The sequence below is a fragment of the Lawsonibacter faecis genome (assembly GCF_014287675.1).
Classification (GTDB): Bacteria; Bacillota; Clostridia; order Oscillospirales; family Oscillospiraceae; genus Pseudoflavonifractor; species Pseudoflavonifractor faecis.
Map to the genome: position 1 here is coordinate 281,707 of NZ_JACOPQ010000001.1, position 26,207 is coordinate 307,913.

General features: G+C 63.6%; 26 protein-coding genes. 11 read left to right on the forward strand and 15 right to left on the reverse strand.

What is annotated here, in order from left to right; all coding sequences use genetic code 11:
- The first annotated feature begins 6 nt into the window (after positions 1–6).
- From H8S62_RS01295 to H8S62_RS01305, 3 genes are all read left to right on the forward strand, one after another.
- Entirely contained in the window at positions 7–1,395 is a 1,389-nt protein-coding gene (locus tag H8S62_RS01295; protein ID WP_155145048.1) for an MmgE/PrpD family protein, read from the forward strand.
- 186 nt (positions 1,396–1,581) lie between these two features.
- Entirely contained in the window at positions 1,582–2,295 is a 714-nt protein-coding gene (locus H8S62_RS01300) for a maleate cis-trans isomerase family protein (protein WP_155145046.1), read from the forward strand.
- A gap of 16 nt (positions 2,296–2,311) precedes the next feature.
- Positions 2,312–4,447, forward strand: a complete 2,136-nt coding sequence (locus H8S62_RS01305) for a molybdopterin-containing oxidoreductase family protein (protein WP_341480996.1) — start codon at positions 2,312–2,314, stop codon at positions 4,445–4,447.
- A 244-nt stretch (positions 4,448–4,691) separates the two neighbouring features.
- Here the strand turns inward: H8S62_RS01305 and H8S62_RS01310 are convergent, their stop codons facing one another.
- Both H8S62_RS01310 and H8S62_RS01315 read right to left on the reverse strand, forming a co-directional pair.
- Positions 4,692–5,195 (reverse strand): 4Fe-4S dicluster domain-containing protein, encoded by a 504-nt coding sequence (locus H8S62_RS01310; RefSeq protein ID WP_155145044.1) that lies wholly within the window; start codon positions 5,193–5,195, stop codon positions 4,692–4,694.
- 6 nt (positions 5,196–5,201) lie between these two features.
- The gene (locus H8S62_RS01315) at positions 5,202–6,485 is read right to left on the reverse strand and encodes an NAD(P)/FAD-dependent oxidoreductase (RefSeq protein WP_186918245.1); all 1,284 of its coding nucleotides are present in this window, start codon (positions 6,483–6,485) and stop codon (positions 5,202–5,204) included.
- Between the two features lie 186 nt (positions 6,486–6,671).
- Here H8S62_RS01315 and H8S62_RS01320 point away from each other — a divergent pair, with 186 nt between their 5' ends.
- From H8S62_RS01320 to H8S62_RS01340, 5 genes are all read left to right on the forward strand, one after another.
- Entirely contained in the window at positions 6,672–7,745 is a 1,074-nt protein-coding gene (locus tag H8S62_RS01320; protein ID WP_186918246.1) for an NAD/NADP octopine/nopaline dehydrogenase family protein, read from the forward strand.
- Between the two features lie 54 nt (positions 7,746–7,799).
- Positions 7,800–8,786: an ornithine cyclodeaminase family protein gene (locus H8S62_RS01325; protein WP_186918247.1), complete on the forward strand. Its 987-nt coding sequence runs from the start codon at positions 7,800–7,802 to the stop codon at positions 8,784–8,786.
- Between the two features lie 217 nt (positions 8,787–9,003).
- The gene (locus tag H8S62_RS01330; protein WP_186918248.1) at positions 9,004–9,465 is read left to right on the forward strand and encodes an AraC family transcriptional regulator; all 462 of its coding nucleotides are present in this window, start codon (positions 9,004–9,006) and stop codon (positions 9,463–9,465) included.
- A gap of 54 nt (positions 9,466–9,519) precedes the next feature.
- Positions 9,520–10,026 carry a GNAT family N-acetyltransferase gene (locus tag H8S62_RS01335; RefSeq protein WP_186918249.1) on the forward strand — a complete coding sequence of 169 codons (507 nt, stop codon included), beginning with the start codon at positions 9,520–9,522 and terminating at the stop codon, positions 10,024–10,026.
- A 68-nt stretch (positions 10,027–10,094) separates the two neighbouring features.
- Positions 10,095–11,543: a nicotinate phosphoribosyltransferase gene (locus H8S62_RS01340; protein ID WP_186918250.1), complete on the forward strand. Its 1,449-nt coding sequence runs from the start codon at positions 10,095–10,097 to the stop codon at positions 11,541–11,543.
- A gap of 172 nt (positions 11,544–11,715) precedes the next feature.
- Here H8S62_RS01340 and H8S62_RS01345 read toward each other — a convergent pair whose 3' ends face one another.
- Positions 11,716–12,039, reverse strand: coding sequence for a helix-turn-helix domain-containing protein (locus H8S62_RS01345; protein ID WP_186918251.1), 324 nt, complete (start codon positions 12,037–12,039; stop codon positions 11,716–11,718).
- 155 nt (positions 12,040–12,194) lie between these two features.
- Here H8S62_RS01345 and H8S62_RS01350 point away from each other — a divergent pair, with 155 nt between their 5' ends.
- Positions 12,195–12,425, forward strand: a complete 231-nt coding sequence (locus H8S62_RS01350) for a hypothetical protein (protein WP_155145030.1) — start codon at positions 12,195–12,197, stop codon at positions 12,423–12,425.
- A gap of 49 nt (positions 12,426–12,474) precedes the next feature.
- Here H8S62_RS01350 and H8S62_RS01355 read toward each other — a convergent pair whose 3' ends face one another.
- The 8 genes from H8S62_RS01355 to H8S62_RS01390 all read right to left on the reverse strand — a co-directional run bounded on the left by H8S62_RS01355 (position 12,475) and on the right by H8S62_RS01390 (position 19,961).
- Entirely contained in the window at positions 12,475–13,503 is a 1,029-nt protein-coding gene (locus H8S62_RS01355; protein WP_155145028.1) for a glycosyltransferase family 2 protein, read from the reverse strand.
- Positions 13,504–13,518: 15 nt separating this feature from the next.
- Positions 13,519–14,688 (reverse strand): UDP-galactopyranose mutase, encoded by a 1,170-nt coding sequence (gene glf, locus H8S62_RS01360; protein WP_155145027.1) that lies wholly within the window; start codon positions 14,686–14,688, stop codon positions 13,519–13,521.
- Positions 14,689–14,813: 125 nt separating this feature from the next.
- Positions 14,814–15,398, reverse strand: a complete 585-nt coding sequence (locus H8S62_RS01365) for an inorganic diphosphatase (RefSeq protein WP_155145026.1) — start codon at positions 15,396–15,398, stop codon at positions 14,814–14,816.
- A 173-nt stretch (positions 15,399–15,571) separates the two neighbouring features.
- Positions 15,572–16,357, reverse strand: a complete 786-nt coding sequence (locus tag H8S62_RS01370) for an amino acid ABC transporter ATP-binding protein (protein WP_186918252.1) — start codon at positions 16,355–16,357, stop codon at positions 15,572–15,574.
- Between the two features lie 11 nt (positions 16,358–16,368).
- Entirely contained in the window at positions 16,369–17,091 is a 723-nt protein-coding gene (locus H8S62_RS01375) for an amino acid ABC transporter permease (protein WP_155145022.1), read from the reverse strand.
- A gap of 81 nt (positions 17,092–17,172) precedes the next feature.
- Positions 17,173–18,003 (reverse strand): transporter substrate-binding domain-containing protein, encoded by an 831-nt coding sequence (locus H8S62_RS01380; RefSeq protein ID WP_186918253.1) that lies wholly within the window; start codon positions 18,001–18,003, stop codon positions 17,173–17,175.
- 293 nt (positions 18,004–18,296) lie between these two features.
- Positions 18,297–18,770, reverse strand: a complete 474-nt coding sequence (locus H8S62_RS01385) for a PaaI family thioesterase (protein WP_186918254.1) — start codon at positions 18,768–18,770, stop codon at positions 18,297–18,299.
- Positions 18,771–18,833: 63 nt separating this feature from the next.
- The gene (locus tag H8S62_RS01390) at positions 18,834–19,961 is read right to left on the reverse strand and encodes a DUF4317 domain-containing protein (protein WP_186918255.1); all 1,128 of its coding nucleotides are present in this window, start codon (positions 19,959–19,961) and stop codon (positions 18,834–18,836) included.
- A 246-nt stretch (positions 19,962–20,207) separates the two neighbouring features.
- Between H8S62_RS01390 and H8S62_RS01395 the strand changes: the two genes are divergently transcribed.
- Together H8S62_RS01395 and H8S62_RS01400 are read left to right on the forward strand one after the other, a co-directional pair.
- A complete protein-coding gene (locus tag H8S62_RS01395; protein WP_186918256.1) occupies positions 20,208–21,122 on the forward strand; it encodes a hypothetical protein in 915 nt (304 codons plus the stop codon).
- Entirely contained in the window at positions 21,107–23,110 is a 2,004-nt protein-coding gene (locus tag H8S62_RS01400; RefSeq protein WP_186918257.1) for a thioredoxin domain-containing protein, read from the forward strand. Before H8S62_RS01395 ends, H8S62_RS01400 begins: the two co-directional genes overlap by 16 nt.
- A gap of 137 nt (positions 23,111–23,247) precedes the next feature.
- On the opposite strand, the gene H8S62_RS01405 is transcribed toward H8S62_RS01400, so the two are convergent.
- From H8S62_RS01405 to H8S62_RS01420, 4 genes are all read right to left on the reverse strand, one after another.
- Positions 23,248–23,451: an alpha/beta-type small acid-soluble spore protein gene (locus H8S62_RS01405; RefSeq protein WP_155145011.1), complete on the reverse strand. Its 204-nt coding sequence runs from the start codon at positions 23,449–23,451 to the stop codon at positions 23,248–23,250.
- 163 nt (positions 23,452–23,614) lie between these two features.
- A complete protein-coding gene (locus H8S62_RS01410) occupies positions 23,615–24,403 on the reverse strand; it encodes a triose-phosphate isomerase family protein (protein WP_186918258.1) in 789 nt (262 codons plus the stop codon).
- 4 nt (positions 24,404–24,407) lie between these two features.
- Positions 24,408–24,869 (reverse strand): ribose 5-phosphate isomerase B, encoded by a 462-nt coding sequence (rpiB, locus tag H8S62_RS01415; RefSeq protein ID WP_155145007.1) that lies wholly within the window; start codon positions 24,867–24,869, stop codon positions 24,408–24,410.
- A 27-nt stretch (positions 24,870–24,896) separates the two neighbouring features.
- Entirely contained in the window at positions 24,897–26,192 is a 1,296-nt protein-coding gene (locus H8S62_RS01420; protein WP_341480997.1) for an L-cysteine desulfidase family protein, read from the reverse strand.
- Between the last annotated feature and the right edge of the window lie 15 nt (positions 26,193–26,207).

Below are 26,207 nucleotides of genomic sequence, written 5' to 3' on the forward strand. Positions count from 1 at the left end.
TGCCATATGAAACCATATACTCAGATTCTCGCCGACTACCTCTCCGCCCTCAAGTATGAGGATATCCCGGCGGAGGTGATCGAGCGGGCCAAGCTGGTCACCCTCCACACCGTGGGCGCGGCCATCTCCGCCATGCGTTCCAAGTCCGGGCAGGACATCGTGAAGATCGCCAAGGCCCTGGGCGGCGGCGGCTCCGCCCAGGCCACCATTCTGGGCGACGGCACCAAGGTGGGCCTGGGGAACGCGGTCCTGGCCAGCGGCACCCTGGCCGACCTTCTGGACTGGGAGGACTGCGCCTGGACCGGCCACCCCTCCGCCGGCGCGGTACCCACGGGCCTGGCCGTGGCCGAGGCCTACCACAAGACCGGCAAGGACTACCTCACCGCCCTGGTGGGCGGGTACGACGTGTACCAGCGGGTGGCCATGGCGGTACAGCCCTCTCCCGAGCGCTTTGAGCAGGGCTGGGGCCTCCACTGCTGGCAGATTTTCGCACCCACCTCCATCGCCGGCAAGCTCATCGGCATCCAGGGGGACAAGATGAACCAGCTCCTGGGCACCGCCGCCCACATGACCCCCGTGGCCATCAACCTCATCCACTCCAGCTTCAGCGACTTCTACCACTTCACCCACGGCCTCACCGCCCAGCTGGGCGTGGAGAACGCCCTCATCACCGAGGCGGGCATCTCCACCCTCATGGGCGCGCTGGAGGAGGACGGCGGGTACTACTTCGGCGTCTCCGACCAGTGCGACTGGGACTGGTACGACAAGGACCTGGGCAGCCGCTACATGATTATGGAGCTGATGCTCAAGAACTGGCCCGTCAACATGTGGATTCAGACCCCCATGGACCTCATCGACGCCATGGTGAAGAAGCACGGCATCCACGCCGACGACATCGAGCGCATCGAGGTCTCCCCCTACATCCCCGAGCGCAGCGAGGACAGCCCCAGGGACGGCTACGCCTCCCTGGTCCGGGCCCAGTTCTCCATCCCCTTCTGCATGGCCATGTACCTCAAGGGACCCAAGGTGGGCTACGACTGGCTGGACGCAAAGTACCTCAAGGACCCCGTCATTCTGGAGATGGCCGCCAAGGTCCACGGCGTGGGCGAGGAGTCCCTCATCAGCCACAATTTCGACACCTTCCAGAAGGGGTCCTACCCCGAGTACGGCATGACCATCACCATGAAGGACGGCGCGGTATACTCCCAGACGCGCCAGTTCCCCAAGGGCCACCCCCAGAACGATTACACCCGTCAGGAGTGCATCGACGTGTTCAAGCTGGCCACCGGCGACGTGATGAGTGAGGATAAGCAGGACGCCCTGTGCGACTTCATCCTCAACAAGCTGGAGAACGTGGAGGACATGGCGGAGATCTCCAAGTACGTGAAGCTGTAAGACAAACCCCACCGCCGCGGGGCGTATCCTTCGGGAGCGCCCCGCGGCACGGGCGTATCCCCCGCTTTTACCCCTTAAATGGCTCCCCATGGGGGAGCCGGTTCTGCGTGAGGCTCGTAAATTGAATCCAGCCCATCCCACCGACTCGTTTTTCTTTCATTTTCATTGATAAAGGAAGTGTCTCATATGTACACCTGGCGCGCCCAAATCGGCCTCATCTCCCCCGGCACGGGTCCCAACATGGAGCGGGACTTCCACCGCTTCATCCCCGACGGCGTGGGCATCAACACCACCCGCATCCCCTTCTCCGGCACCCCATCCCCCGAGGGGCTGATGGACATGGTCTCCCACCTGGAGAATACCTGCCAGATTTTCAGGGGCAGCCCCCAGGACTGCGTCATGTTCGGCTGCACCTCAGGCAGCCTCATCGGCGGCCCCGGCTTTGACCGGAAGCTGGTGGACCTCATCACCGAGGCATCCGGCTCCCCCGGCCTCACCACCAGCACCGTCCTGGTGGAGGCCTTCAAGGCCCTGGGCGTCTCCAGCGCCGCCGTCATCACCCCCTACCCGGACGACACCAATGAGGTGGAGCGCCAGTTTCTGGAGCACCACGGAATCCACGTCACCCGGATCGAGGGCATGAACTACCCCGAGGACGACATCGCCCTCATCAAGCCCCAGCTGGTGTACGAGCACCTGAAAAAGCTGGACAAGACCGGGGCAGACTGTCTTTTCATCAGCTGCACCGGCCTGAACGTGCTGGATCTCATCAAAATTGCCGAGGAGGACTTCGGCCGCCCGGTCCTCACCAGCAACCAGGCCACCCTCTGGGGTGCCCTGCGCCACGCCCAGGTGGGCGTGAAGCTGCCCTATCTGGGCGAGCTCTTTACCAACCACTGATTCGAGGTGTATCGATTTGGAATTGACCCGTGAACAGCTTCTGAAGGCAAAAATTCCCTGCCCTGAGACGGGCATTGAGGTGAAGCACACCCTCTGCGACATCTGCTGTCCCGGTACCCACTGCGGTGTGGACGCCTACGTGAAGGACGCTCAGATCATCAAGGTGGAGGGCACCGACGGCCACCCCTTCAACGAGGGCAAGCTCTGCCCCAAGGGCTCGGCCAACCGCCAGTACATCTATCGCAAGGACCGCATCCACACCCCCCTGCGCCGCGTCGGCGAGCGGGGGGAGGGCAAGTTCGAGCCCATCTCCTGGGACGAGGCCTACCGTGAAATCGCCGACAGGCTGCTGGACGCCAAGGCCCGGTACGGCGCGGACAGCGTGGCCTTCTTCTCCGGCTTCACCAAGTGGTACCGCCAGTATCTCCACCGCTTCGCCTACTCCTTTGGCTCCATCAACTACGGCTCCGAATGCTCCTCCTGCTGGAAGTCCACCGAGATGGCCTGGATGTCCACCGCCGGCACCATCACCGACCCGGATTTCGGCAATTCCAACGTGATTCTGGGCTGGGCCCTCAACGCCTTTTACTCCATGCACGTGGCGGGCCCCGCCCTGCTCGCCCTGAAGGACATGGGCAAGAAGTTCATCATCGTGGACCCCCGAAAGACCCCCGCCACCGACAAGCTGGCCGATATCCACCTCCAGCTCAAGCCGGGCACCGACGGCGCGCTGGCCCTCGGCATGGCGAAGATTATCATCGACAACGGCTGGCAGGACAAGGAATTCGTCGAGAAGTACACCTACGGCTTCGAGCAATACGCCGCCGAGGTAAAGAAGTACGATCTCAAGAAGGTGGCCGGCATCACCGGCCTGGACCCCCGTGATATTGAGCGGGCCACCGAGCTATACGCCACCGGCGGCCCCGCCTCCATCCACGAGTCCCCCTCCCCGGTGACCCACCACACCAACGGCTTCCAGAACTACCGGGCCATCCTCTGCCTCAACGCCCTCACCGGCAATTTCGACCGGGCCGGCGGCAATCTCCCCGTCACCGCCACCTACTATGACCAGTGCGCGGGCTACCACACCTATGAGCACGAGTACTACCTGGAGCGGCTGCCCGGCGACCCCATGACCAAAATCGGCGCCCAGCGCTTCCCCCTCTGGTCCAAGCTGGTGCCCGAGTTCCAGGCCATGGACCTGGCCCGGCAGATCAATGAGGGCACCCCCTACCCCATCAAGGCCCTCTTCTGTATGGGCCTCAACGCCAAGATGTTCCCCGATACCCCCGCCTTCTACGAGGCCCTCAGGAAGGTGGATTTCTTCGTGGATACCGATCTCTTCCTCACCGACACCGCCAAGTACGCCGACATCGTGCTGCCCGCCTGCTCCTCCTTCGAGCGGGGCGAGTTCAAGGCCTATCCCGGCGGCTTTGCCGCCTACACCAAGCCGGTCATACCGCCCCTCTATGAGAGCCGGAGCGACACCGACATCCTCCGGGATCTGGCGGAGCTGATGGAGCTTGACGATCCCCTCCTGCGGGAGGGCTACGAGGCCGCCATCCGGTACATGATCCGGGACACCGGCGTCACCGTGGAGGAGCTTCAGGCCAGCGATATGCCCGTCCATGTGCCCACTGCCCGGGACACCGTGCCCGGCGAGTTCCTGGCAAACGGCATCAAGACCCCCACAGGCAAGTTTGAGTTTTACTCCACCACCGTGGCCGAGTTTCAGGACAGCCACGGTCTCAGCCCCGTCCCCACCTACTCCGACACCCTGGCCGACGAGCCCGACGCGGACGCTTACCCCTTCGTCCTCAACACCGGCGCGCGGCTGCCTAACACCCTCCACTCCCGCCTTCACGACGTGCCCTGGCTGCGCTCCATGCGCAAGACCCCCATGGCCGACATCAGCCTGGAGGACGCCGCCCGCCTGGACCTCCGGGAGGGGGATATGGTGGAGCTCTACAACAGTGTGGGCGCCATCCGGGTGGCAGTCTGCCCCACCGGCAGGGTCCGCGCCGGGGATATCCACCTCTACCACGGGTACCGGGAATGCAACGCCAACAATCTCGTCGGCGCGTGTCACCTGGACCCCTACAGCGGCTTCCCCGGCTACAAGTCCAACCGCTGCGGTATGAAGAAAATCTAACGGCGCGCAGAGGCCCCGCGGAGTCCATTTCGGACTCCGCGGGGCCTCTGGCTGTCAAAAATCCCTCCGCAGAGCAAGCCTCGCAGAGCAGCGTCGTCCGCAGATGACGCAGTTAAGTGAAAATCCGTCATTTCTAGGGACATGCGCCTCAAAAATGACACTTCTCATGACGGATGTGACAACTTTCTCCCATGAAATCGAGCCCCGGGCGTCTGCACGTCCGGGGCGGCTATCTCTTATTCCATCATACCAGCCGATCCGCAATCTTCTTCAGGGACCCCTGGATGCGGCTCTCCTTCAGCTCCTGCTCGTCCACCAGGCGCAGGGCCTCGGTGGGGCAGTTGTGGACGCAGGCGGGCTGCATACCCATCTTGATACGGGCGTAGCAGCCGTCGCACTTCTGCATTTTACCGTCGGCGCGGAAGGAGGGGGCGCCGAAGGGGCACGCCATGGCGCAGGAGTGGCAGCCGATGCAGTTGGTGTTGTCGTACAGGGTGAGGCCGGTCTCGGCATCCTTGTAGATGCACCCGCAGGGGCAGGCGTCCACGCAGGGCGCGTCGGTGCAGTGGTTGCAGCCTACCGAGAGGAAGGTGAAGCAGTGGGGCTCCCTGCCCCGCTCCAGGATGCTGACCACCCGGAAGGGCGCCTCCAGCTGCTCGGTGTCGATGTCGTTTTGGTCCATGCAGGCCACGGCGCAGGCGCCGCAGGCGGAACACTTATCCATATCCAGGTCAATTACCAGTGCCATATGTCCTCACTCCTGTCCATTGATAGCCGCGCTGGTCTTCTCCAGTGCGCTGATGATCTCGCCCGGGATGCCCTCCGCCCGCAGCCGTGCCGCCCCCCTGGGATAGAGGGCCGTGCCGCTGCCGTCCAGGCGGCGAATCACGTAGTCCTTCATCACGCCGCTGACCTTGTAGTTGTCCAGCAGGTTCAGGCAGGCTATTTTCCCGTCCCGGAGGACCGCCCGGAGGACGGTGCGGCCGTCGGCGCTGCGGTACTCCAGCACCGAACCCTGGGCCCGGTTGTCCCCGAAGGCGATAAAGTCCATATCGAAAAAGTGGGTGATATTGTGGAGAATCTCGCCGGTATGGACGGCGCTGCCCCCCGCCATATTGGTCCCAGCCACCTCACCCTGGCTGGCCGCGTTGGCCCACAGGCCGATGATCTGGGTCTGTCCGCTCTGGCGGTTGAGTCCCTCGCAGCAGTCTCCCGCCGCGTAGACACCCTCCACATTGGTGCGCATATGCTCGTCCACCACGACGCCGCGGCCGACCTTGACGGTCTCCCCGGCCAGGGCGGTGTTGGCCCGGGTGCCGATGCACAGCACCACCAGATCGCAGGGGATCTCCGCGCCGTCGCTGAAGCTGGCGGTCAATGTCTCTCCGCCGCGGGTGATGGCGCTGATGCCGCTCCCAAAGCGCAGCTCCACCCCTTTGGCCCGGACCCGGTCCTCAATGACACGGCCTATCTCGGGCAGGGCGGCCACGGGGAAGATGCCCGGGGCCATGTCCGCCATGGTGACGGCCACATCCCGCCTGCGCAGCAGCTCCACCACCTTGATGCCCACCATGGAGGCGCCCACCACCACGGCGGCGCGGACGCCGCCGCGTTCCAGCCGGGCCTGGAGCCGCTCCGCGTCCTGCACGGTGCGCATACAGTAGACCTCGCCGTCGTCCGCGCCGGGGAGGGGGGGCACCAGGGCGCGGGCCCCGGTGGCCAGCAGGAGTTTGGACCACGTCCACTGGCTGCCGTCGGAGCAGACCACTTTTTGGGCTTCATAGTCCACCCGCTCCACCGCCACATCCATGTGGAGCGTCAGGTCCAGACGGGCGGCGATCTCCTCTGGGGGGCCGAAGGGGAACATCCCGTCGTAGGGGAGCTTGCCGCTGACATAATAGGTGGTCAGCATGGGGTTGGCCGGGGCCGCCCCCGATTCGCTGAAAATATGTATTTCGCCGTCCCAGCCGTTGCGCCGCAGGGCGCTGGCCGCGTGGTAGCCCGCGCAGCCGAAGCCCACGATTACCGCTCTATCCATAGGGGGAACCACTCCTTTCGCTACCACTACTATATAGAAATCCGGCTGGACCGTCCAATAGGAATTGGCGATAATCGGGTAACGAAAAGAGCGGTATCCCAACCGATTGCACTGGGGCAAAATGAGTGTTATTGTTTCATTACCGATTTAGCTCAGCCCCGCAACATCATTGAGGAGGTAGTTTCTATGATCCGCAGCATCACCGTTATCGGCGGCGGCGGCACAGGCCACACCGCCGCCGCGTTTCTCACCAGCAAGGGCTTCCGGGTGGCCCTGTGCGACAGCGGGAACTTCCAGCGCGAGATGGACGACGTGAACGAACAGGGCGGCATCCTGCTCCGGGGCCGCTCCGGCGTGGTGGGCTTCTTTACCCCCGCCCTGGCCACCACCGACCACGCACGCGCCCTGAAGGACGCGGAGCTGATTCTCGTATGCGTCCCCGCCACCCGCCACGAGGAGGCGGCCAGGGCCATCGCCCCCCACCTGCGCCCCGGCCAGCACATTCTCCTCTCCCCGGGCAACCTGGGCTCCTTCGTCTTCCGCAGGGTTTTCGACGAGGCGGGCATTGACCCCGCAGCCAACATTATCGCCGAGCTGGAGGGCAACCTCTGCCCCTGCCGCCTCTCCGCCAAGGCCGAAGCCACCGTGGGCCTGCCCATCCGCACCAAGAAGGTGGCCGCCCTCCCCGGCAGCCGCACCGAGGAGTTCATCGCCTTCTGCGAGGGCGTGCTGGAGTTCGTCCCCAACAAAAACGTCTTTGAAGGGGCCCTCCTCTCGGACAACTACGTGCTCCACATCGGCACCTCCCTCCTCTCCGCCGCCACCATTGAGGCCATGGGGGAGGACTTCGTCCTCTTCCAGCACGGTTTGAGCGACGCCGCCATCCACTGTGTGGAGGCTGTCCGGCAGGAGCGCATCCGGCTGCTTGCCGCCTTCGGCCTCATGGAGCGGGACAGCGCCACCGAGTTCTTCGAGGAGCTGCGGGACTGGCGGAACCACCCGGAGTACGACGTGTTCCGCACCCTGGCCGGCCCCGACAGCCTGACGCACCGCTACGTGGCCGAGGACTGCTACGCCTGCGCCTCCCTGGCCCTCTCCTGCGCCCGCAGGGTGGGTGTAGCCATGCCCACGCTGGAATCCATCATGACCCTGGCCGGCGCCGTCAACCAGCGGGACTATCTTTCCGAGGGCCGCACCCTTGAAAACCTGGGCTTCGGCCAAGGCCGTTCCATGGATGAGATCGTCGCGGCCATCTCGTAAGAATCCGATCCCGGCTGCATAACATCCATCAATCGGTTTTAAGGAGGCCCCGTCATGGACTATCCCCCCACCAATCTTCTCTTTCTGAGCAAGCAGGATGTGGACGCACTCATCACCCCCGAGGACGTATTCGCCGCCGTGGAGTCCGTCTTCCGCGCCGACGGCATGGGCCAGGTGATCTCCCCCGTCAAGGAGCTGATGCCCGCAGGGGACGGCGGCGCCCTCTTCGCCATGCCGGGCCTCCTGGGGGACGCAGGGGTGGCCGGGGTCAAATGGACGAATTTCTGCCCCAACCAGCCCCAGGGCCTCCCCGTCTGCTGGGGGCATGTGCTGGTCCTCAGCAGCACCGAGACCGGACAGCCCTTCGCCGTGATGGACGCCACCACCATCACCAACCAGCGCACCGCCGGGGGCCACACGGTGGCGGCCGCAAAGTATCTGGCCAACCCCGGCGCCAGGACCATGGGCGTGCTGGGCTGCGGCGCCCAGGGGCGCTCCGCCATCCGCTCCTTCGACCGGCTCTTCGACCTCAGCCGGATACTGGTCCACACCCGCACCCGGGAGAAATTCGAGGCCTTCCGCGCCCAGGCCCAGGACGGCCTGCGCGCCCGCCTGGACTATGCCCCCACCCCCAAGGCCCTGGCGGAGCAGTCGGAAATCCTGATCACCGCCACCACCTCCCACACGCCGGTCATCCGGGCTGAGTGGGTGCCCCAGGGGGCCTTCGTGGGGGGCGTGTACTCCTTCTACGATCTCGACAGCGCCCTCTCCGCCCAGGCGGACAAGTGGGTGCTGGGCCACCGCCGGTCCGACGGGGACGAAATCCTGGACAACCCCGACTTCGCCGGGAAGCTCAGTGCCGGCGACGTATACGGCACACTGGGCGAGATTGTCTGCGGCAAGCTGCCGGGGCGCGAGAGCCCCGACGAGCGCATCGTCTTTACCCACATGGGCATGGGCGCGCTGGATATCGCCATCGGCAACCGCATCGTGGAAAAGGCCCGCTCCCTCGGCGCGGGCCAGACGCTGCGGCTGATATAGCATAAAGAGCGGGCTGCGAAACCGGTGTTTCGCAGCCCGCCTTCTTGCCTTCCGGACTGGGGACGCCCCACCCTCGTCCCTCAGGGTTCTACCCTGACGCCTCCCCCCGGATGGGGAAGGTTCCGGCACGGGAAACTCTCCCTTTTCTTTTCCGCCCCTTTCGGTTATACTTGTAAAAATAGCGTAGCCTGCGGGTGAAAATATAGGAGGCCATGAGATGGCGAAATTTGAGGTGCGGCTCGACTGCCGCCAGGCCCTCCGGCTCCACGGCCTGTGGGCAAGGTCCAACGACAAATCCGTCGCCAGGGACATCCCCCGCCTGACCGCCCGATACCACCAGATAACGGGCACCGGGGCGGACACGGCGCTCCCGTTCTTCATCCTCTCACGGAACTTCGAGGAAAAGACGCGGTATTTCGAGCTTTTCATCGGCAGCGTCACAGAAAACGCGAAGCTTGAGCCGCTTTTGCTGCCGGAGGGGCAGTACGGGCGGATTGCCGTGGCCCCAAAGCTGGGCTTTCTCTGGGGGCCGGCAATCGGCGGGGCCAAGCGCTGGTTCTACACGAAGTGGCTGCCCGGGAGCGGTTTTCAGGCGGTCAACCTGGAATATGAATACCACACGGAGAAGAGCCTGGGCAAGTCCCCGGAAATCGAGCTCTTTTTTGCAATCCGGCGGTAATGCCGGGGCGCGCCGCCTTTTCTCTCAAAATCTACGTTTAGGAAGTGGACCAACATGACGATTCGGCTTGCGGCGGAGGAGGATATGGACGCCGTCTGGGCTCTGGTCTCGCGGGCTGTGGCCCATATGAACGCCCTTGGGAACCCCCAGTGGGGGGAGGATTATCCTCTCCGCATCGACTTTGAGGAGGACCGGGCCCGGGGCGAGCTCTACCTGGCCGTGGACGACGACGGGACCATCCTGGGCTGCGTGTGCCTCAATGGCCGGGAGTCCCCGGAGTACGCCCCCCTGCCCTGGAGGGACGCGGGCCCCGCACTGATGCTCCACCGGCTGGCCGTGGACCCCAAGGCCCAGCGGCGGGGCGTGGGCAGAGCCCTCTTCGCCTACTATGAGGACAAGGCCCGCAGGGAGGGCTGCACCAGCCTGCGGCTGGACACCTACGGCCAGAACGACCGGATGCGCTCCCTGATAGAAAGCCGGGGCTTTGAGCAGGTGGGTATGGTGCACTTCGACCGGGTGGGCCGCCCGCTGGGCTTCCCCTGTTTTGAAAAGGTGCTGTAGCCTTTTTATCTTGCTTTTCTGAGCTGAACTGCCTATAATGGATAAAACGTCTCAAAGGGGCTGGTTTTATGAAGAAAAACCCGATGAATTACACGCTGCTGTGCGATTTCTACGAGCTAACCATGGCTAACGGCTATTTCCAGACCGGCATGGCCGACCAAATCTGTTATTTCGACGTGTTTTTCCGCATCGTGCCCGACGGCGGCGGCTTCGCCATCGCGGCCGGGCTGGAGCAGGTCATCGACTACGTGGAGCACCTCCGCTTTGACGACGAGGACATCGACTATCTCCGGGGCAAGGGCTGCTTTGCGGAGGATTTTCTCACCTATCTGAAGGGCTTCCGCTTTACGGGCGATATCTGGGCCGTGCCCGAGGGGACGCCCATCTTCCCCGGCGAGCCTATCCTCACCGTCCGGGCTCCCGCCATCGAGGCCCAGTTCATCGAGACCTTCCTCCTGCTCACCCTGAACCACCAGTCCCTCATCGCCACCAAGTCCAACCGCATCGTGCGCGCGGCGGACGGACGTCCGGTGAGCGAGTTCGGCTCCCGCCGGGCCCAGGGGTCCGACGGCGCCATTCTGGGCGCCCGGGCCTCCTACATCGCCGGGTGCACCGGCACCGCCTGCACCCTGGCCGACCAGATGTACGGCTCCCCCGCCGGGGGCACCATGGCCCACTCCTGGGTGCAGATGTTCCCCGACGAGTACAACGCGTTTAAGACCTACTGCGAGCTGTACCCCCACGCGGCCACCCTGCTGGTGGACACCTACAATGTGCTCAAGTCCGGCGTGCCCAACGCCATCAGGGCCTTTAAGGAGGTCCTGCTCCCCCGGGGGATTACCGGCTGCGCCATCCGGCTGGACAGCGGCGACCTCACCTACCTCTCCCGCAAGGCCAGGAAGATGCTGGACGCGGCGGGGCTGACCGAGTGTAAAATCGTGGCCTCCAACTCCCTGGACGAGTATATCATCCGGGATCTGCTGCTCCAGGGGGCCAAAATAGACTCCTTCGGTGTGGGCGAGCGGCTCATCACCTCCAAGTCGGAGCCGGTCTTCGGCGGGGTGTACAAGCTGGCCGCCGTGGAGGACAGGGACGGCAGCGTCATTCCCAAGATTAAGATCTCAGAGAATGCCGCCAAGATCACCAACCCCCACTTCAAGAAGGTCTACCGCATCTTTGAAAACGAGAGCGGCAAGGCCATCGCCGACCTCATCACCGTATACGACGAGGTGGTGGACGAGTCCCAGCCCCTGGAGCTCTTCGACCCGGAGGCCACCTGGAAGCGGAAAATCGTCACCGACTTCACCGCCGTGGAGCTGCTGGTACCCATCTTCCGGCGGGGTGAGAAGGTCTATCAGTCCCCCTCCATCACTGAGATGCGCTCCTACTGCGCCGCCCAGATTGACTTGCAGTGGGACGAGGTCAAGCGGTTTGAAAACCCCCACAACTACTACGTGGACCTGTCCCAGAAGCTCTGGGACATCAAGCAGGATCTGCTCAAGCGGGCGGGGCGCTGAGCCGCCGTCCGGCAGGGGACGGGAACGAAATGCCCCCTGGGAAACCGCCCTGTGGGTGAGGCGGTGAATTGTAAACATGGGCATCACCTTCGTAAATTGCCCCCGCGGCGCCTGAGTGAACCCCTGTTGTCCGGGCGCAGCAAAGCCCGGAGGCGGCCGCCTCCGGGCTTTTTCAATACTTTAATATGGTATCCGCAAGCTCCAGCAGTATCTGGCGCTGGCGGGGACTCATCCTGCCGCACCGCTCGGCCAGCTCCCGGTCCAGATAGCGCTCCTGGGGACCGGTGACCTCCGCCACCAGCTCCGACAGGTCGCAGCCCAGCTCCATGGCGATCTCCGCCAGCGTATCCAGATTGACCTTGGTCACCCCACGCTCAATCTGGCTGATATAGCCCACCGACACCTGAAGGGCCTCCGCCAGCTTCTCCTGGGTCTTTAGCTGCGCCTTCCTTCGCGCCTTGATTCGTCTGCCGATTACAGGATAGTCCACGTTCATCCATTTCACCCAGTCTTAGTCTATCGGTCTTTCCCCTTTTTATACAGATACTTACGGCTAAAATTGAAGCTATATCTATTGATTTGCTTTTTCCGCTATGGTATTATACCAATATCGGCTCTGTTCGCAAAAATGGAGAAAAAAGGGGGGCTTGGATGGACTATCTGGAGCACTTGTCGGCGCTTTTGGGCTGTGTGTACCTCTCGGACCTTCACTGGCGCACCATCAGCCGGCAGCAGGCCAACACCATCCTGGCCGAGCCTCTGGACCGCCCGGAGCACGAGTATCTGGATGCCGCCCGCTACATTTTGGGGGACTGCGCGGGGGAATATCCCGACGCCGCAGACGCGCGGAAGGCCATTGCAGCGTATCTCCTCAACCACTGAAACCATAAAAGGCGCCGGTCTCTGAGAGACCGGCGCCTTTTTCTTCGGTTCAGTTGAATTTATAGATCTTACGGGCCATGCGGTAGAGGGAGACCGAGAGCTTCCGGCCCTGGTAGCCGGGGATATTGCCCACAAAGGAGACCGCCCGGTATTTGAGCTTATGGTAGAGCCCGGCGTCCACCGCCCGCAGATACTCCCAGAGCTCGGTCTTCTTGCCCAGTGCCTCGGGAGAGCCGTCAATGATAAGAAAGATGGAGGAGATGGTCATCATCATGGCCAGGTAATTGCGCATATACCGGCCCAGCTTGGGATTGGCGGCCCGGACCTGGCGGAGATTGTGGGCCTCAATCATCAGGCGGGTCACCCGGACCTGCTGGTCCACCCGGCCCACCATCACCTTCTCGTTGACGCTCTGGTCCGCCCGTCCGATGAAGTAGCGGTAGAGGTCCACATCCATGTAGTACATGGTCTTGACCGCGGGGAGAGGCTGGTAGACGAAAATATTGTCCACATAGAAGGTGTGCTTTGGCAGCTCCAGGCCGCAGGCGCGGAGCATCTCGGTGCGGTAGATAACCGAGTGCATCAGCAGATACTGGGAGGCGCGGAACCGGCCGATATCGTTCCAGGTAAAAATCTTGTTCTCCGGGAAGACGTTGGTGTACCGCATGACCTTCTGGGTATTGTCCTCCACGTGCTCATAGACGTAATTTGCGATGACCAGGTCCACGCTCTCGGGCATCTTGGCAAATTCCCGGAGCTTGCCCATGACCTTGTGCAGTGCGTCCGCATTCAGCCAGTCGTCCGAGTCCACCACCTTGTAGTAGAGGCCCCGGGCCCTGCGCAGGCCCTGGTTGACGCCCTCGCCGTGGCCGCCGTTGGGCTGGTGGACCGCCCGGATGATGTCCGGGTACCTCTCCGCCCAGCGGTCGCAGATGGCGGGGGTGTCGTCCTTGGTGGACCCGTCGTCCACCAGGATGATCTCAATATCATCGCCGCCCTCCAGCAGGGTCTCCACGCAGTGGTCCATGTAGGCGGCGGAGTTGTAGCAGGGCACCGCGAAGGTGATAAGCTTATCCATATTGTTGACAACTCCTTAGAGCGTTTCTGTTGCGAGCAGCCGGTCGGCCAGCTCCAGGGCACGCACCACAATGGCGTCCATATTGTAGTACTTATACTCGGCCAGACGGCCCAGCAAATGGAAGCCGGGCACAGCGTCCCCCAGGGCCTTGTACTGCTGGTAGAGGGCGTTGTTTTCGGGGCTTATGATGGCATAGTAGGGGATCTCCCCGTTTTTTCCGGTGTAGGCGCGGGAGTACTCCTTGACGATGGTGGTGGCGTTTGGAATCTCCTGGCCGGAGAAGTACTTGAACTCGGTGATGCGGGTAAAATCCTCGCTGACGGTATAGTTCACCGTGCCGTGGGTCTGGTACCACTCCACGCCGTGGGTCTCGAAGCGGAAGTCCAGGGTGCGGTAGGGCAGGCGGCCGAAGCAGCAGCCGAACAGCTCGTCCACCGCGCCGGTATAGATGACGGTCCCTTCAAAGGGCGTCCCGTCCAGCCGGACCCGGCCGCCGTCCAGACACAGGCGGTCCGCCGCGTCCGAGTCCAGCTCCACGGTGATATTGGGGTGGTCCAGCATATGCTCGAAGACGGCGGTATACCCCAGGGCCGGGATGCCCTGGTAGGCGTCCTGGAAGTAGCGGTCGTCCCGGGAGAGGAAGACCGGCACCCGGGCGGTCGTGTTGGGGTCGATCTCCTCGGGGGTCTGGCCCCACTGCTTCATGGTGTAGTGGACGAAGACGTTCTCATACACGTAGTCGGCCAGGGCCTTGATCTCCGGGTCGTCGTTTCTGCGCAGCTCCAGAATGGTGACCTTTTTTTCAGCGCCGTAGGTCTCAATGAGCTTTTTCTCCAGGCGTGCCGCCTTCTCGCTGCCGTAGGCCAGCTCCAGAGAGGTGAGGTTAAAGGGCACGGGCATCAGCGCGCCGCGGACATTGGCCACCACCCGGTGCTGATAGTCCCGCCAGCCGGTAAAGCGGGAGAGATATTCATAGGCGCGGGCATTGTTGGTATGGAAGATATGGGGGCCGTACTGGTGGATAAGCACGCCGGCCTCATCCAGCTTATCGTAGGCATTGCCGCCGATATGGCCGCGCCGCTCCAGCACCAGCACCCGCTTTCCGCCCCGCTCGGCCAGCTCACGGGCGCAGACCGCGCCGGCGAAGCCCGCGCCGATGACCAGGCAGTCGTACTTCTGACTCATTGGCTCACACCTCTCGTTGTCGTGTTGTCTTGATGTGGTTTATTGTACCAGTTTCGCGCTCCGAAAGAAACGAAGAAAGTATTAAGTTTCGCTTAAAATCCCGGGGGCCGGGCGGTCCGGCCCCATCAGCGGCTGGAGCCGCCGAAGCGGTTGAAGCGGCCGTCGGTGGGCTCGGTATTGCCCAGGAAGGTGTCGGTATAGTGGTCCATGGCCTTGCGGATGACCGCCTTGGCCGCCTCCCGCCCGTTTACGTCGCCGGCCACCGTCTCCTTGCCCTCCAGGGCCTTGTAGACCGCGAAGAAATGGGCCATTTCGTCAAAGATATGGGCGGGCAGCTCGGAAATATCTCTATAGGTATTATAGGCCGGGTCGGAGAAGGGGATGGCGATAATCTTCTCGTCGTTCTTCCCGTCGTCCAGCATGGAGATATACCCAATCGGGTAGACCCGCACCAGGGTCAGAGGGTCCATGGACTCGCTGCAGAGCACCAGCACGTCCAGGGGGTCGCCGTCGTCGCCGTAGGTCCGGGGGATGAAGCCGTAATTGGCGGGATAGTGGGTGGAGGTGTGGAGCACCCGGTCCAGGATGATGAGGCCGGTCTCCTTGTCCAGCTCGTATTTCTTCTTGCTGCCCTGGGGGATCTCAATGACAGCGATAAAGTCCTCCGGCGCGATGCGCTTCGGGCTGATGTCATGCCAGATATTTGACATTCAAAAGGTCTCCTTTTTTCATGATAACTTCTAAATGGTTATTATATCTGATTTTTGGGGAGTTTACAACGTGGAGATGGAAAAGAGCGGGAAAATTTGACATTGGCAGCCGGAATGGGGCAAGGGGAGCGGAAAGGGACGCCGGATGCGGCCGCATCCGGCGTCCCTTTGTCCTATTCCTGGGTGAAGCGGGCGAGGAACCGGCGGGTCCGCTCCTCCTTCGGGTTTGTTATCACGTCCTCGGGACGGCCCTGCTCCACCACCAGCCCTCCGTCCATAAAAACCACGGTGTCGGCCACATCGCGGGCGAAGGCCATCTCATGGGTGACGATGACCATGGTGGTCTTCTGCTCGGCCAGACCTCGGATCACCCGCAGGACCTCGCCGGTGAGCTCCGGGTCCAGGGCGGAGGTGGGCTCGTCGAAGCACAGCACATCGGGCTTGAGGGCCAGGGCCCGGGCGATGGCCACGCGCTGCTGCTGTCCGCCGGAGAGCTGATGGGGGTACAGCCCCGCCTTGGCCGCAAGGCCCATCTGGTCCAGGAGGGCCATGGCGTTCTCCTCCAGCTCCTTTGCGATGGTCCTGACGCTGTGCTTGTAGTCGCTGCGCTCCCTTGCCAGCAGCTCGCTTGCTAGGGTCACGTTCTTGAGGGCGGTATACTGGGGGAAGAGGTTGAAGGACTGGAAGACCAGCCCGAAATGGAGCCGCTTCTTCCGGATCTCCGACTCCCGCGCCGTGGCGGGGTCGGCGGCGTCGAAGAGGGTCTCCCCCCGAACCGAGATGGTCCCCGCGTCCGGGGTCTCCAGAAAGTTGAGACAGCGCAGGAGTGTGGTCTTGCCGCTGCCGGAGGAGCCGATGATGGCCATGGCCCGGCCCTCCTCCAGGGAGAAGCTGATGTTTTTCAGCACCTCGGTAGAACCGAAGGATTTGCCGATATTGCGCACTTCCAAAATCGCCATTGTGCCGCCCCCTATCTGAAGTAGCTGAGCCTGCGCTCTATGTAGCCGAAAATCAGGGTCAAAAGCCCCACGAAGACCAGATAGAACGCGCCGGTGTAGAGCAGGGGCCACCAGATGCCCGCGCTCTTCAGGAACGCCTGTCCGGCGAAGGTGAGCTCAATGACGGTGATAATCCGGGCCAGGGAGGTGTCCTTCACCAGGGTGATGATCTCGTTGGACATGGGGGGCACGATGCGCTTAATGACCTGGAGCAGGGTGATTTTACGAAAAATCTGGCCCCTTGTCAGCCCCAGAACCTGCCCGGCCTCCTGCTGGCCGACGGGCACGCTCTCGATTCCGCCCCGGTAGATGACGGAGAAATAGCAGGCATAGTTGATGACGAAGGCCACCACGGCGGCAGTCATACGGCTGGCCTCGGACCCGCCCCAGGGGTCGTGCCCCAGGATAAGGCCGGGGCAGTAGAAAATGATAATGAGCTGGAGCATCAGCGGCGTGCCGCGGATTACCCAGACAACAATCTCCACCAGGGCGCTGATGGGGCGGAAGCCGGCCAGCGCCCTGCGGATGCGCCCGGGCGCGCCGCCCCGGCCGAGAAAGGCCAGGGGCTTCCACTTGTTCATGGAGCCGAAGGCCACCACCAGGCCCAGGGGCAGGGCAAAGATCAAGGTCAGTATGAATAGTTCGACAGAAACGCCAAACCCTTTCAGCAGCGACTGCGTCACCGTCCAAAACATGGCTCGTCCCTCGCTTTTACATAGGTTGATGACCGGGCGAAGGCAGAGGACGTGCCGTCCTCTGCCTTCGGTTTGATTTGCTTACTGGGCGATGATGGCGCCCGCGATGCCGTAGGTCTCGGCCAGGGACTGCATGGTGCCGTCGTCATAGAGCTCCTTGAGTGCCTCGTTGACCTTGGCGGCCGCGTCGGAGCCCTTGCGGAAGCCGATGCCGTATTCCTCCGTGGTAAGCTGGAGACCGTACGCCAGATCGGGATAGCCGGTGCCCTCCCCCGTCATTGCGGTGGCCATCAGCAGATCGATGATGCAGGCGTCGGACGTGCCGGCGGCCACCTCCATCAGGGCGTCGGCCTGGCTGGAGACGGGGTTGGCCTTGAAGCCCTTGTCGGCGGCGGTCTCCTCGCCGGCGGAGCCGGACTCCACCGCGAAGGAGAGGTCCTTGAGGCTCCCCTCATCGGCATACCGATCCAGGGCGTCCTTGTTCATCACCACCACCTGGCCGTTGGTGGCGTAGGCGTTGGTGCACTCCATGGAGCTGAGGACCTCGTTGGTGAGTGTCATCCCGTTCCAGGCACAGTCTATCTTCTTGGAGTTGAGCTCCAGGAGCTTGCTGTCCCACTCGATGACCTGGAACTGGGCCTCTACGCCCAGCTTTTCCGCCACGGCGCGGGCCATGTCCGCGTCGAAGCCGATCCACTCGCCGTTCGCGTCCTGGTAGTCCATGGGGGCGAAGTCGGTGATGGCGACCACGAGGGTGCCCTTATCCTGAATATAGGCCAGGTCGCTCTCGGCGGAGGCCGAGCCGCTGGGAGACGGAGAGGCGTCCCCGCCGGAGGGGGCCTTGGAGCAGGCGGCGAGAGAGGCGGTCAGGGTCAGCGCCAGGGCGAGCGCGAGCCATTTCTTGAACTTCATACAATATATCCTCCTAAAAAAGCATCCTGATGCGGCTTATCCGCCGCAATACTTTAGTATACTACCACACTAAATCACAGATGTAAAGGTCTTTTTTCGAAATCGGCGTTCCGCACAAAAATCCCCCCGGCTGTGCCGGGGGGATGGGGGGAAGAGACAGGGGCGGGACGGAGCTCGGCGTTCCTAACGGAGCGGACTTTGCCACAGGGGGCCCCCGGAGTCCCATGGGACTCCGGGGGGAGAGGAGGGGCAGGGAAGCGCAGCGCAGGAATGCCCTCCCCCGCCGGGCGTTCCTAGTGGAGCGGACTTTGCCCCGACGACGCCCGGAAATAGGTCCCGCATGCGGTGGCGAGGAGGCGGTCGGGCGCGCCCTCGGCCCAGAGCTCCGCCGTCAGATTGTTCAGGGTGCGCCCGGAGGAGGAGCACTTGGCGCGCAGATAAATCTTCTTGTCCAGGGGCACCGGGCGCAGGAAGGTGACACTCATGGTCACGGTGGGGGTGCGGCTCCCCTCTCCCACCTGGCAGAAGGAGAGCGCACCCATGGTGCTGTCCAGGGCGCTGGAGACAATACCGCCGTGCATGACCCCCATGGGGTTGCTCATCCAGGGCGCCGGAACGAGGGAGAACGTGAGGCTGGGCCCCGCCTCGTCGTATTCTTCAAAGTGCAGGGCCATCATGCCGCTGATGGTGTCCTGGCGGCGCTCCAGCTCCGCCAGGGAGTCTCTGATCGACTGCTCCATCTGAGCCTGCCCGTTCGGGATAGACATGGGGCATCTTCCTTTCTGTCTTATGTAAAGGGGGGACCGGAGTGAACCTTCCACCGGCGCGGGTCAGATCAGGATATTCACACCGTTGACCTCCACGCCCTCGTCCGCGCGGATGAGGATGTACCTTGCTCCGTCGATGGTGCGGGTCTCCACCAGGTCGCTGCGCTCCGGGTTGACGCGGATGGTCACGTCGGGAGTGCGGACCTCCAGCTGCTTGGTATCCACCAGGTTGCGGGGACTGAGGCCCGCGTCCGCGCCGAACTCGTCGTCGTACTTGGCGTCGAAGCTCTCCAGGTGGGACTCGGATACGCCGCAGGACTTTAATACGCACTTCACCGCGCCCTTGGATACCTTGAGAGGCTCGGCCTCCTTGCTCTCCCTGTGCTCTTCGATAAGTGCGCAGAACTGGTCCTGGACGGCCTGGACCACCTCGTACCGGCAGTCCTCGGCCAGGGCGCCCTGGAGGATGTTCTGGAAGGTCTCCTTCTGGGCCGCGGCGGGCATGGGCGGCGCGGTGTGAAACACGGCGTCCACGAAGGCCTCGTGGCTCTCGGTGATGTCCCGGGAGTAGTAGAGGGCCCCGTAGAGGTTGGCGCTGCGCTCGTCAAAGGCGGGGAAGAGAAAGCCCAGCTCGGGGGCGGACACCACCCAGTCGGCCTTCAGGTTGTGAAACTCGTTCTGGTGGACATAGTAGCTCAGTGCGGGCCGGGTGAGCTTTACGGGGCAGACGGAGCAGAGAATGTAGGTATAGACCTCGCTGGAGGCGTCGTCCTGCTTCTCGCCGTCCCTGGAGCGGTACGGCACGTCGTAGGAGTCCCGGGCCAGGAGGACGAGGTAGTTTCCCTCCACATCCACCGAGTCGATGACCCTTCGGAAGAAGGCCTGTACAGCCTCCTCGTCCCCCAGGGAGGAGTTTTTCAGGGTCATGAGGAGCTTGTGCTCCTCCCCGTCCACCACCTGCTGCGTGGCAAACTCAATGTCCATCAGGTTCTTGCCCAGGGTGCCCGACAGGGTGCGGCGGATGATGCCGAGGATCATCTCGGACTCCTCCTGGTTCATCAGTCCCAGGGGCTGGTTGAACTGGGAGACAATCTCCCGGTTCTCGTTGACATAGCAGCCCCGGATGTGGGTGATGCCGTTTTTCTCCGGCCGGAAACGGCGGCGGAGCTCTCCAACTTCTTTTTCGTTCATCGCTATACACTTCCTGTGGTAACTGATTTTTTTGCATGTACGGCCGGAATGAGGCCGCTGAGGGGATATTATAGCACAAATCGGGGGCGGGGACAAAGCGAAATGTGGTAGGGGGTTCAATATGGACGGGAAGCAGGGACGCGGCTTGCCGCGTCCCTGCCCATGCTGCAAATTCTTTGCCGCTTTTCCGGAAAAGATGACTAAAGCACCTGCGGCGGGCAAAACTTACCATGGGGGTGAATTGACATGAAGTATTATCACGGGGCCGGGCGGCGGGGTCCCTATTTCGAGGGCTGGTATTTCAAGCACCAGACCCCGGACGGCGCGCTGCTGGCCCTGATTCCCGCGCTCCACATCGGCGCGGACGGGACGAGGACGGCCTCCCTCCAGGTGGTCTCCGACACGGGGGCCTGGTGGCTGCCCTACTCCGCAGAGGCGCTGCAGGCCGCGGAGGGGCTCTTTCAAATATGGCTGGACGGGAACCTCATGAGCCGCAGGGGGCTGTGGCTCGATCTGGAGGCAAAGGGCCTCTCTCTCCGGGGCGACCTGCGGTACGGGCCGTTTACGCCCCTCAAGTCGGACATCATGGGGCCCTTCCGCCTCACGCCGGGCATGGAGTGCCGCCACGGCGTGGTGAGCATGGGCCACCGGCTGGAGGGAGCGCTGACCCTCAACGGGCGGAGCATTGACTTTACCGGCGGGACAGGGTACATTGAGACCGACCGGGGCCGCTCCTTTCCCAGGCGCTACCTCTGGACCCAGTGCGCCTGGAAGGAGGAGCGGAGCAGCAGCCTGATGCTCTCCGTGGCGGACATCCCACTGGGACCGCTGAATTTTACCGGGTGCATCTGCGCGGTGCTCTACGGCGGGCGGGAGTACCGCCTGGCCACCTACCTGGGGGCGCGGGCTGTGCGCTGGTCCGGGGGCGGCGCGCTGATTGCCCAAGGGAAATACCGCCTGGCGGTGGAGCTTCTGGAGGAGCGGAGCCGGCCGCTGAAGGCCCCTGTGCTGGGGGATATGTCCTGCACCATCCACGAGAGCCTCAGCGCCGTGGTGCGCTACCGTTTTTGGGAGGGGGACCGCCTCCTCTTCGACCACACGGACAGCCGCTCCAGCTTTGAGTACGCGGCCGAAAGGAGCCATTCATGCCGAACAGACTGAGCGGGGAGAAATCCCCCTACCTCTTGCAGCACGCGGAAAACCCTGTGGACTGGTACCCCTGGGGGACCGAGGCCTTTGAGCGGGCCGCCGCATTGGACAAGCCCGTCTTCCTCAGCGTGGGGTACTCCACCTGCCACTGGTGCCACGTTATGGCCCACGAGTCCTTTGAGGACGCGGCGGTGGCGGAGGCCCTGAACCGGGACTTTATTTCTATAAAGGTGGACCGGGAGGAGCGGCCCGACGTGGACGCGGTCTACATGGCCGCCTGCGTGGCCATGAACGGCAGCGGCGGCTGGCCCCTCACGGTCCTCCTCACACCCGGCCAGCGGCCCTTCTGGGCCGGGACTTATCTGCCCAGGGCGCAGCTCATGTCCCTTCTCTCCCAGGCGGCCGGCCTCTGGCGCAGCGACCGGGCGGGACTGCTGGCGGCGGGGGACGAGCTGACCGAGCACCTGCGGCGGGAGGAGGAAAGCAGGCCCGGCGCGCCCTCACGGGACCTGGCGGCGCGGGGCGCGGCCCTCTTCGCCCAGTCCTTCGACAAGCGGTGGGGCGGCTTCGGGAAGGCGCCCAAATTCCCCATGCCCCACAATCTGGTGTTCCTCCTGCGCTACGCAGGGCTCACCGGGGACAGCCACTGCCGGGAGATGGCGGAGAAGACGCTGGACGCCATGTACCGGGGCGGGCTCTACGACCACGTGGGCGGCGGCTTCTCCCGGTACTCCACCGACGACCACTGGCTGGCCCCCCACTTTGAAAAGATGCTCTACGACAACGCCCTGCTGGCCCTGGCCTACACCGAGGCGTACCAGGGCGGCGGGCGGGAGGTCTATTCCAAAATCGTCCGCCGCACCCTGGACTATGTTCTGCGGGAGCTCTCCGCGCCGGACGGCGGCTTTTGCTGCGGGCAGGACGCGGACAGCGAGGGTGTGGAGGGCAGGTACTACGTCTTCACTCCCGGGGAGCTGGAGCGGGTGCTGGGCCCGAAGGAGGGCGGCGTGTTCTGCGGCTGGTACGGCATCACCCGGGGCGGCAATTTTGAGGGCAAGAGCATCCCCAACCTGATCGGCCGCCCCGACGTGGAGCATCCGCCCGAGGAGGTTCTGGCCCTGCGGGAGCGGGTGTACGCCTACCGGCTGGAGCGGACCGCCCTCCACCGGGACGACAAGGTGCTCACCGCCTGGAACGGCCTGATGCTGGCCGCCCTGGCCCGGGCGGGGCTTGTGCTGGACGAGGATAAGTACCTGAAGGCGGCGGCGGACTGCGCGGACTTCCTGACGGGGCGCCTGACGGACGGAGACGGCCGCCTGCTGGCCCGATGGCGGGAGGGCCACGCCGCCATTCCCGGCAAGCTGGACGACTACGCCTTCTACGCCTGGGGCCTTTTGGAGCTCTACGCCGCCACCTTCCGCATGGAATACCTGGGCGAGGCCGCGCGGCTGGCCGGGCTGCTGCTGGACTTCTTTTTCGATGGGGAGAACGGCGGCTTCTACCCCTATCCCAGCGACGGCGAACAGCTCCTCACCCGGAAAAAGGAGTCCTACGACGGCGCGCTGCCCTCGGGCAACGCGGTGGCGGCGCTGGTGCTGTCCAGGCTGGCCCGGCTCACGGGGGAGCTCCGCTGGCGGACAGCGGCGGACCTCCAGCTCCGCTGGCTGGCCGGGGCGGCGGAGGACTACCCGGCGGGGCACAGCTTCGCTCTGCTGACGCTGCTGGAGGAGCTCTGGCCCTCGGCGGAGCTGGTCTGCGCGGCGGGGGCGGTCCCGGAGGAGCTGCGGCGCTTCCTGCGGGAGGAGTCCCGGGCCGGCCTCACGGTGCTGGTGAAGACACCGGAGAACGCCGCCGCCCTGGCGGCCCTGGCCCCCTTCACAACGGACTACCCCTGTCCGGAGGCCGGGGCGCGGTACTGCCTCTGCCGGGGCAGAAGCTGCGCACAGCCGGTGGAGGACATTGAGGATTTAAAGAGGATGCTTGAAAAATCATCGGTTTAAACGGGGGGACACAGTCAGCACGGCGGCGGGGGGCCTGCCCCCGCCGCCGTCAATTCTTGATACGCGCTCATAAAACAGAGGCCCGGAGGGAAAACTCCCTCCGGGCCTCTGCTCATTGTAAAAAGGCCAGGCCTTTTTTACTTCATGCCGTTCTCGTAAGCCTCGATCATCTTCTTGACCATCTGGCCGCCGACGCTGCCGGCCTCACGGGAGGTCAGGTCGCCGTTGTAGCCCTGCTTCAGGTTCACGCCCACCTCGGCGGCAGCTTCCATCTTGAACTTGTTGAGAGCCTCGCGGGCGCTGGGGACGACAGGCTGGTTAGAGTTGTTGGAACTAGACATAGTTAGCATCTCCTTAAAACTTTTTTGTTGGATTGAGAATCCGAACATAGCTTTACCCCAGCGCAATTTTCTATGCGAATTTCAAATTGTAAATTTCAGGGCACTTTATCTGCACTGTTTTTGGGTTGCAGCAGAGATGCTGTTTTAACTGTCTGTACGTTTTTCAGCACGGTCCGTTCTTTATTTTAAAGATCGGCAGGACCGTTTGGATAATACGGTAAAACCCCGCAGGCTCCCAGGCGCTCCGGCCGATAAACAGCCCGTCGACCTCCGGCAGCAAGGCCAGCGGCCCGCAGTTTTCCAAATTGACGCTGCCACCGTACAGCAGAGGAATTTCCGCGCCGGCGGGTCCGAACAGGGCGCAGAGGGTTTGTCGAAGAACCGCGTGCTTCTCCCCGGCATAGTCCGGGGCTGCGGGCGTTCCGCCCGCGCCGATGGCCCATACCGGCTCGTAGGCCACCATCAGACGGCCGGCGTCCGCTGCGCTGACGCCGCGCAGCCCCCGGATGAGCTGGATGCGCAAAATCTCGTCCGCAATGCCGCATGCCCTCTGCTCGGCGGTCTCTCCCACGCAGAGGAGAGGCGTGAAGCCGTGAGACAGGGCGCAGAGCACCTTTCGATTTGCCATCTCGTCGGTCTCACCAAAGATATGGCGGCGCTCGGAGTGGCCTATCTCCACAATGGAGACCCCCACCTCACGGAGCATTAAGGGCGAAACCTCGCCGGTAAACTGACCGCGCTCCTCCCAGCACATATTCTGCGCCCCCAGATCAATCCCGCCGGCGCAGGCCGAGGCCGCGCTGAGCGCGGTGAAGGACGGGATGAAGAACAGGCGCAGCGACTCCCGTGGGAGCTGCGCGGTGAGGAAATCCAGCGCCCGGAGGTAATCGACGGTCTCGCGGATGGTCATGGTCATTTTATTATTGGAGCCGAGACAGCACATTTTTGCCATGGCGCTACCTCATGTTGGCGGACTCAAGCGCGGTGATGGCCTGGACCTTGGGCGTGGAGGCTCCGTCCCGGAACTCCAGGGACACCCACGCGGTGACCAGCTTCTTTGCCAGTTCCCGGCCAATGACCCGCTCGCCCAGGCACATCACGTTGCCGTTGTTGCTGAGAATGGACCGCTCGGTGGAGAAAATATCGTGGCAGACGGCGGCCCGGATACCCTTGAACTTATTGGCGCACATGCACATACCCAGCCCGGTGCCGCAGACCAGAATGCCACGGTCCTGGTAGTCCCCGGCGATGATGCGCCGGCACACCTCCTTTGCAATGAGCGGATAGACGATGGGGTCCTCCGGGGAGAAACAGCCCACATCCTCCACCGGAATGCCCATGCTCCCCAGATGGGCGGCAAGGTCGTCCTTCAAACCTGTGGCGGCATTGTCGCAGCCAATTATTATTTTGCGGAACATCGTCGCTTTACCTCTCTTCCCGGCAGTTCACACAGGGAGCGGGGCGAGCCCGGGCTTCCCGGTCATCATCCGGAGGATGACTCTGTCCACCTCCGCGGTACCCTCGTTTCCAAGTGTGCAGAAGTTCTGGATGGTGCGCTCCACCTGCTGCTCAATAATCCCCTCCCTGGAGCCGGGCCGGATATGTTCCATCCCCAGGAGGGCGGCCCTGCAGGCGGAGTTGATACAGGTGGCCACCTTGACCGCGCAGTTGGGCTTTCCGCCGTCACAGATCATGCCGGTCACGTCGCCAATCATGGTCTGCAGCGCGCACTCCACCTCCTCCAGGCCGCCGCCAAGGAGGCGGACCACGCCGCAGGCTACCCCCATGCCTGCGCAGGTGGCGCCGCACAAGGCGGACAGCCGTCCGAACTTAGCATGGATATACACTGCCATCATATTGCTGAAGGTGACCGCCCGCACCAGGGCCGCCCGGTCGGCGCCCAGATATTCTGCAGCGCCCACAACCCCCATGGTGGCGGTGATGCCCTGGTTGCCGCTGCCTGAGTTGGTGATGACCGCGGCGTTGGCACCCGCCATGCGGGCGTCCACCCCCGCGGCGGCCCTCAGGGAGGCCCGTGAGGCCAGATCGTTGCCCACGCTGCCCCGCTCCACCCCCCGGGCTATGCTCGGGCCGACGCCCATACCATAGCGCTGCCGCAGGCCCAGGTCGCTGATGGCGGTATTCACCGAGATGGCCTGGCGGATTATTGCCGGCGTCTGGGTTTCGGGGTCCATTTCGTCCACGAAGCGGAGGATTTCACAGACGCTCCACTCCCGGCTGATGGCCTCCGGCGTCACGGCCGGGCCGGCCGCGCCGGCGCCGCCGAGGAGGACCACTGCGCCGTTGCGCTCCACCCGCGTCAGATTGGTATGGCTGCCCGCAATTACCGCCCTGCCCATATTTCCCAGGCCGTCGTAGGCCTCGGCCTCAATATAGAGCTTCTCGTCGGCATGGGCCGTCAGGACCGCCACCCGCCCGCCGGACACAAGCTCCTCCGCCCTGCGGTACTGCTCCGCGGAGACGGCGCTGATGGCTTTCAGCTTCAATGCCGTTTGACCGCCCACGGCCCCGACAGCAGCCGCGTATTCGATGCCCACATAGGGCGTGCCGGGGATGCCCGCCGCCATCGCATTTTTGATGACGTTCCCGCTGGCACGGACTGTGAGACGCTCCGCAGGCCCCTCCAGCTGGTCCTTGGCGGCCGATGCCGCATAGGCGATGGCCCCCGGTTCGGTGCAGCCGGTGGCATACACCATCTCGCTGCCGAGAATTTCGTTCACACGGTTAAAATCCAA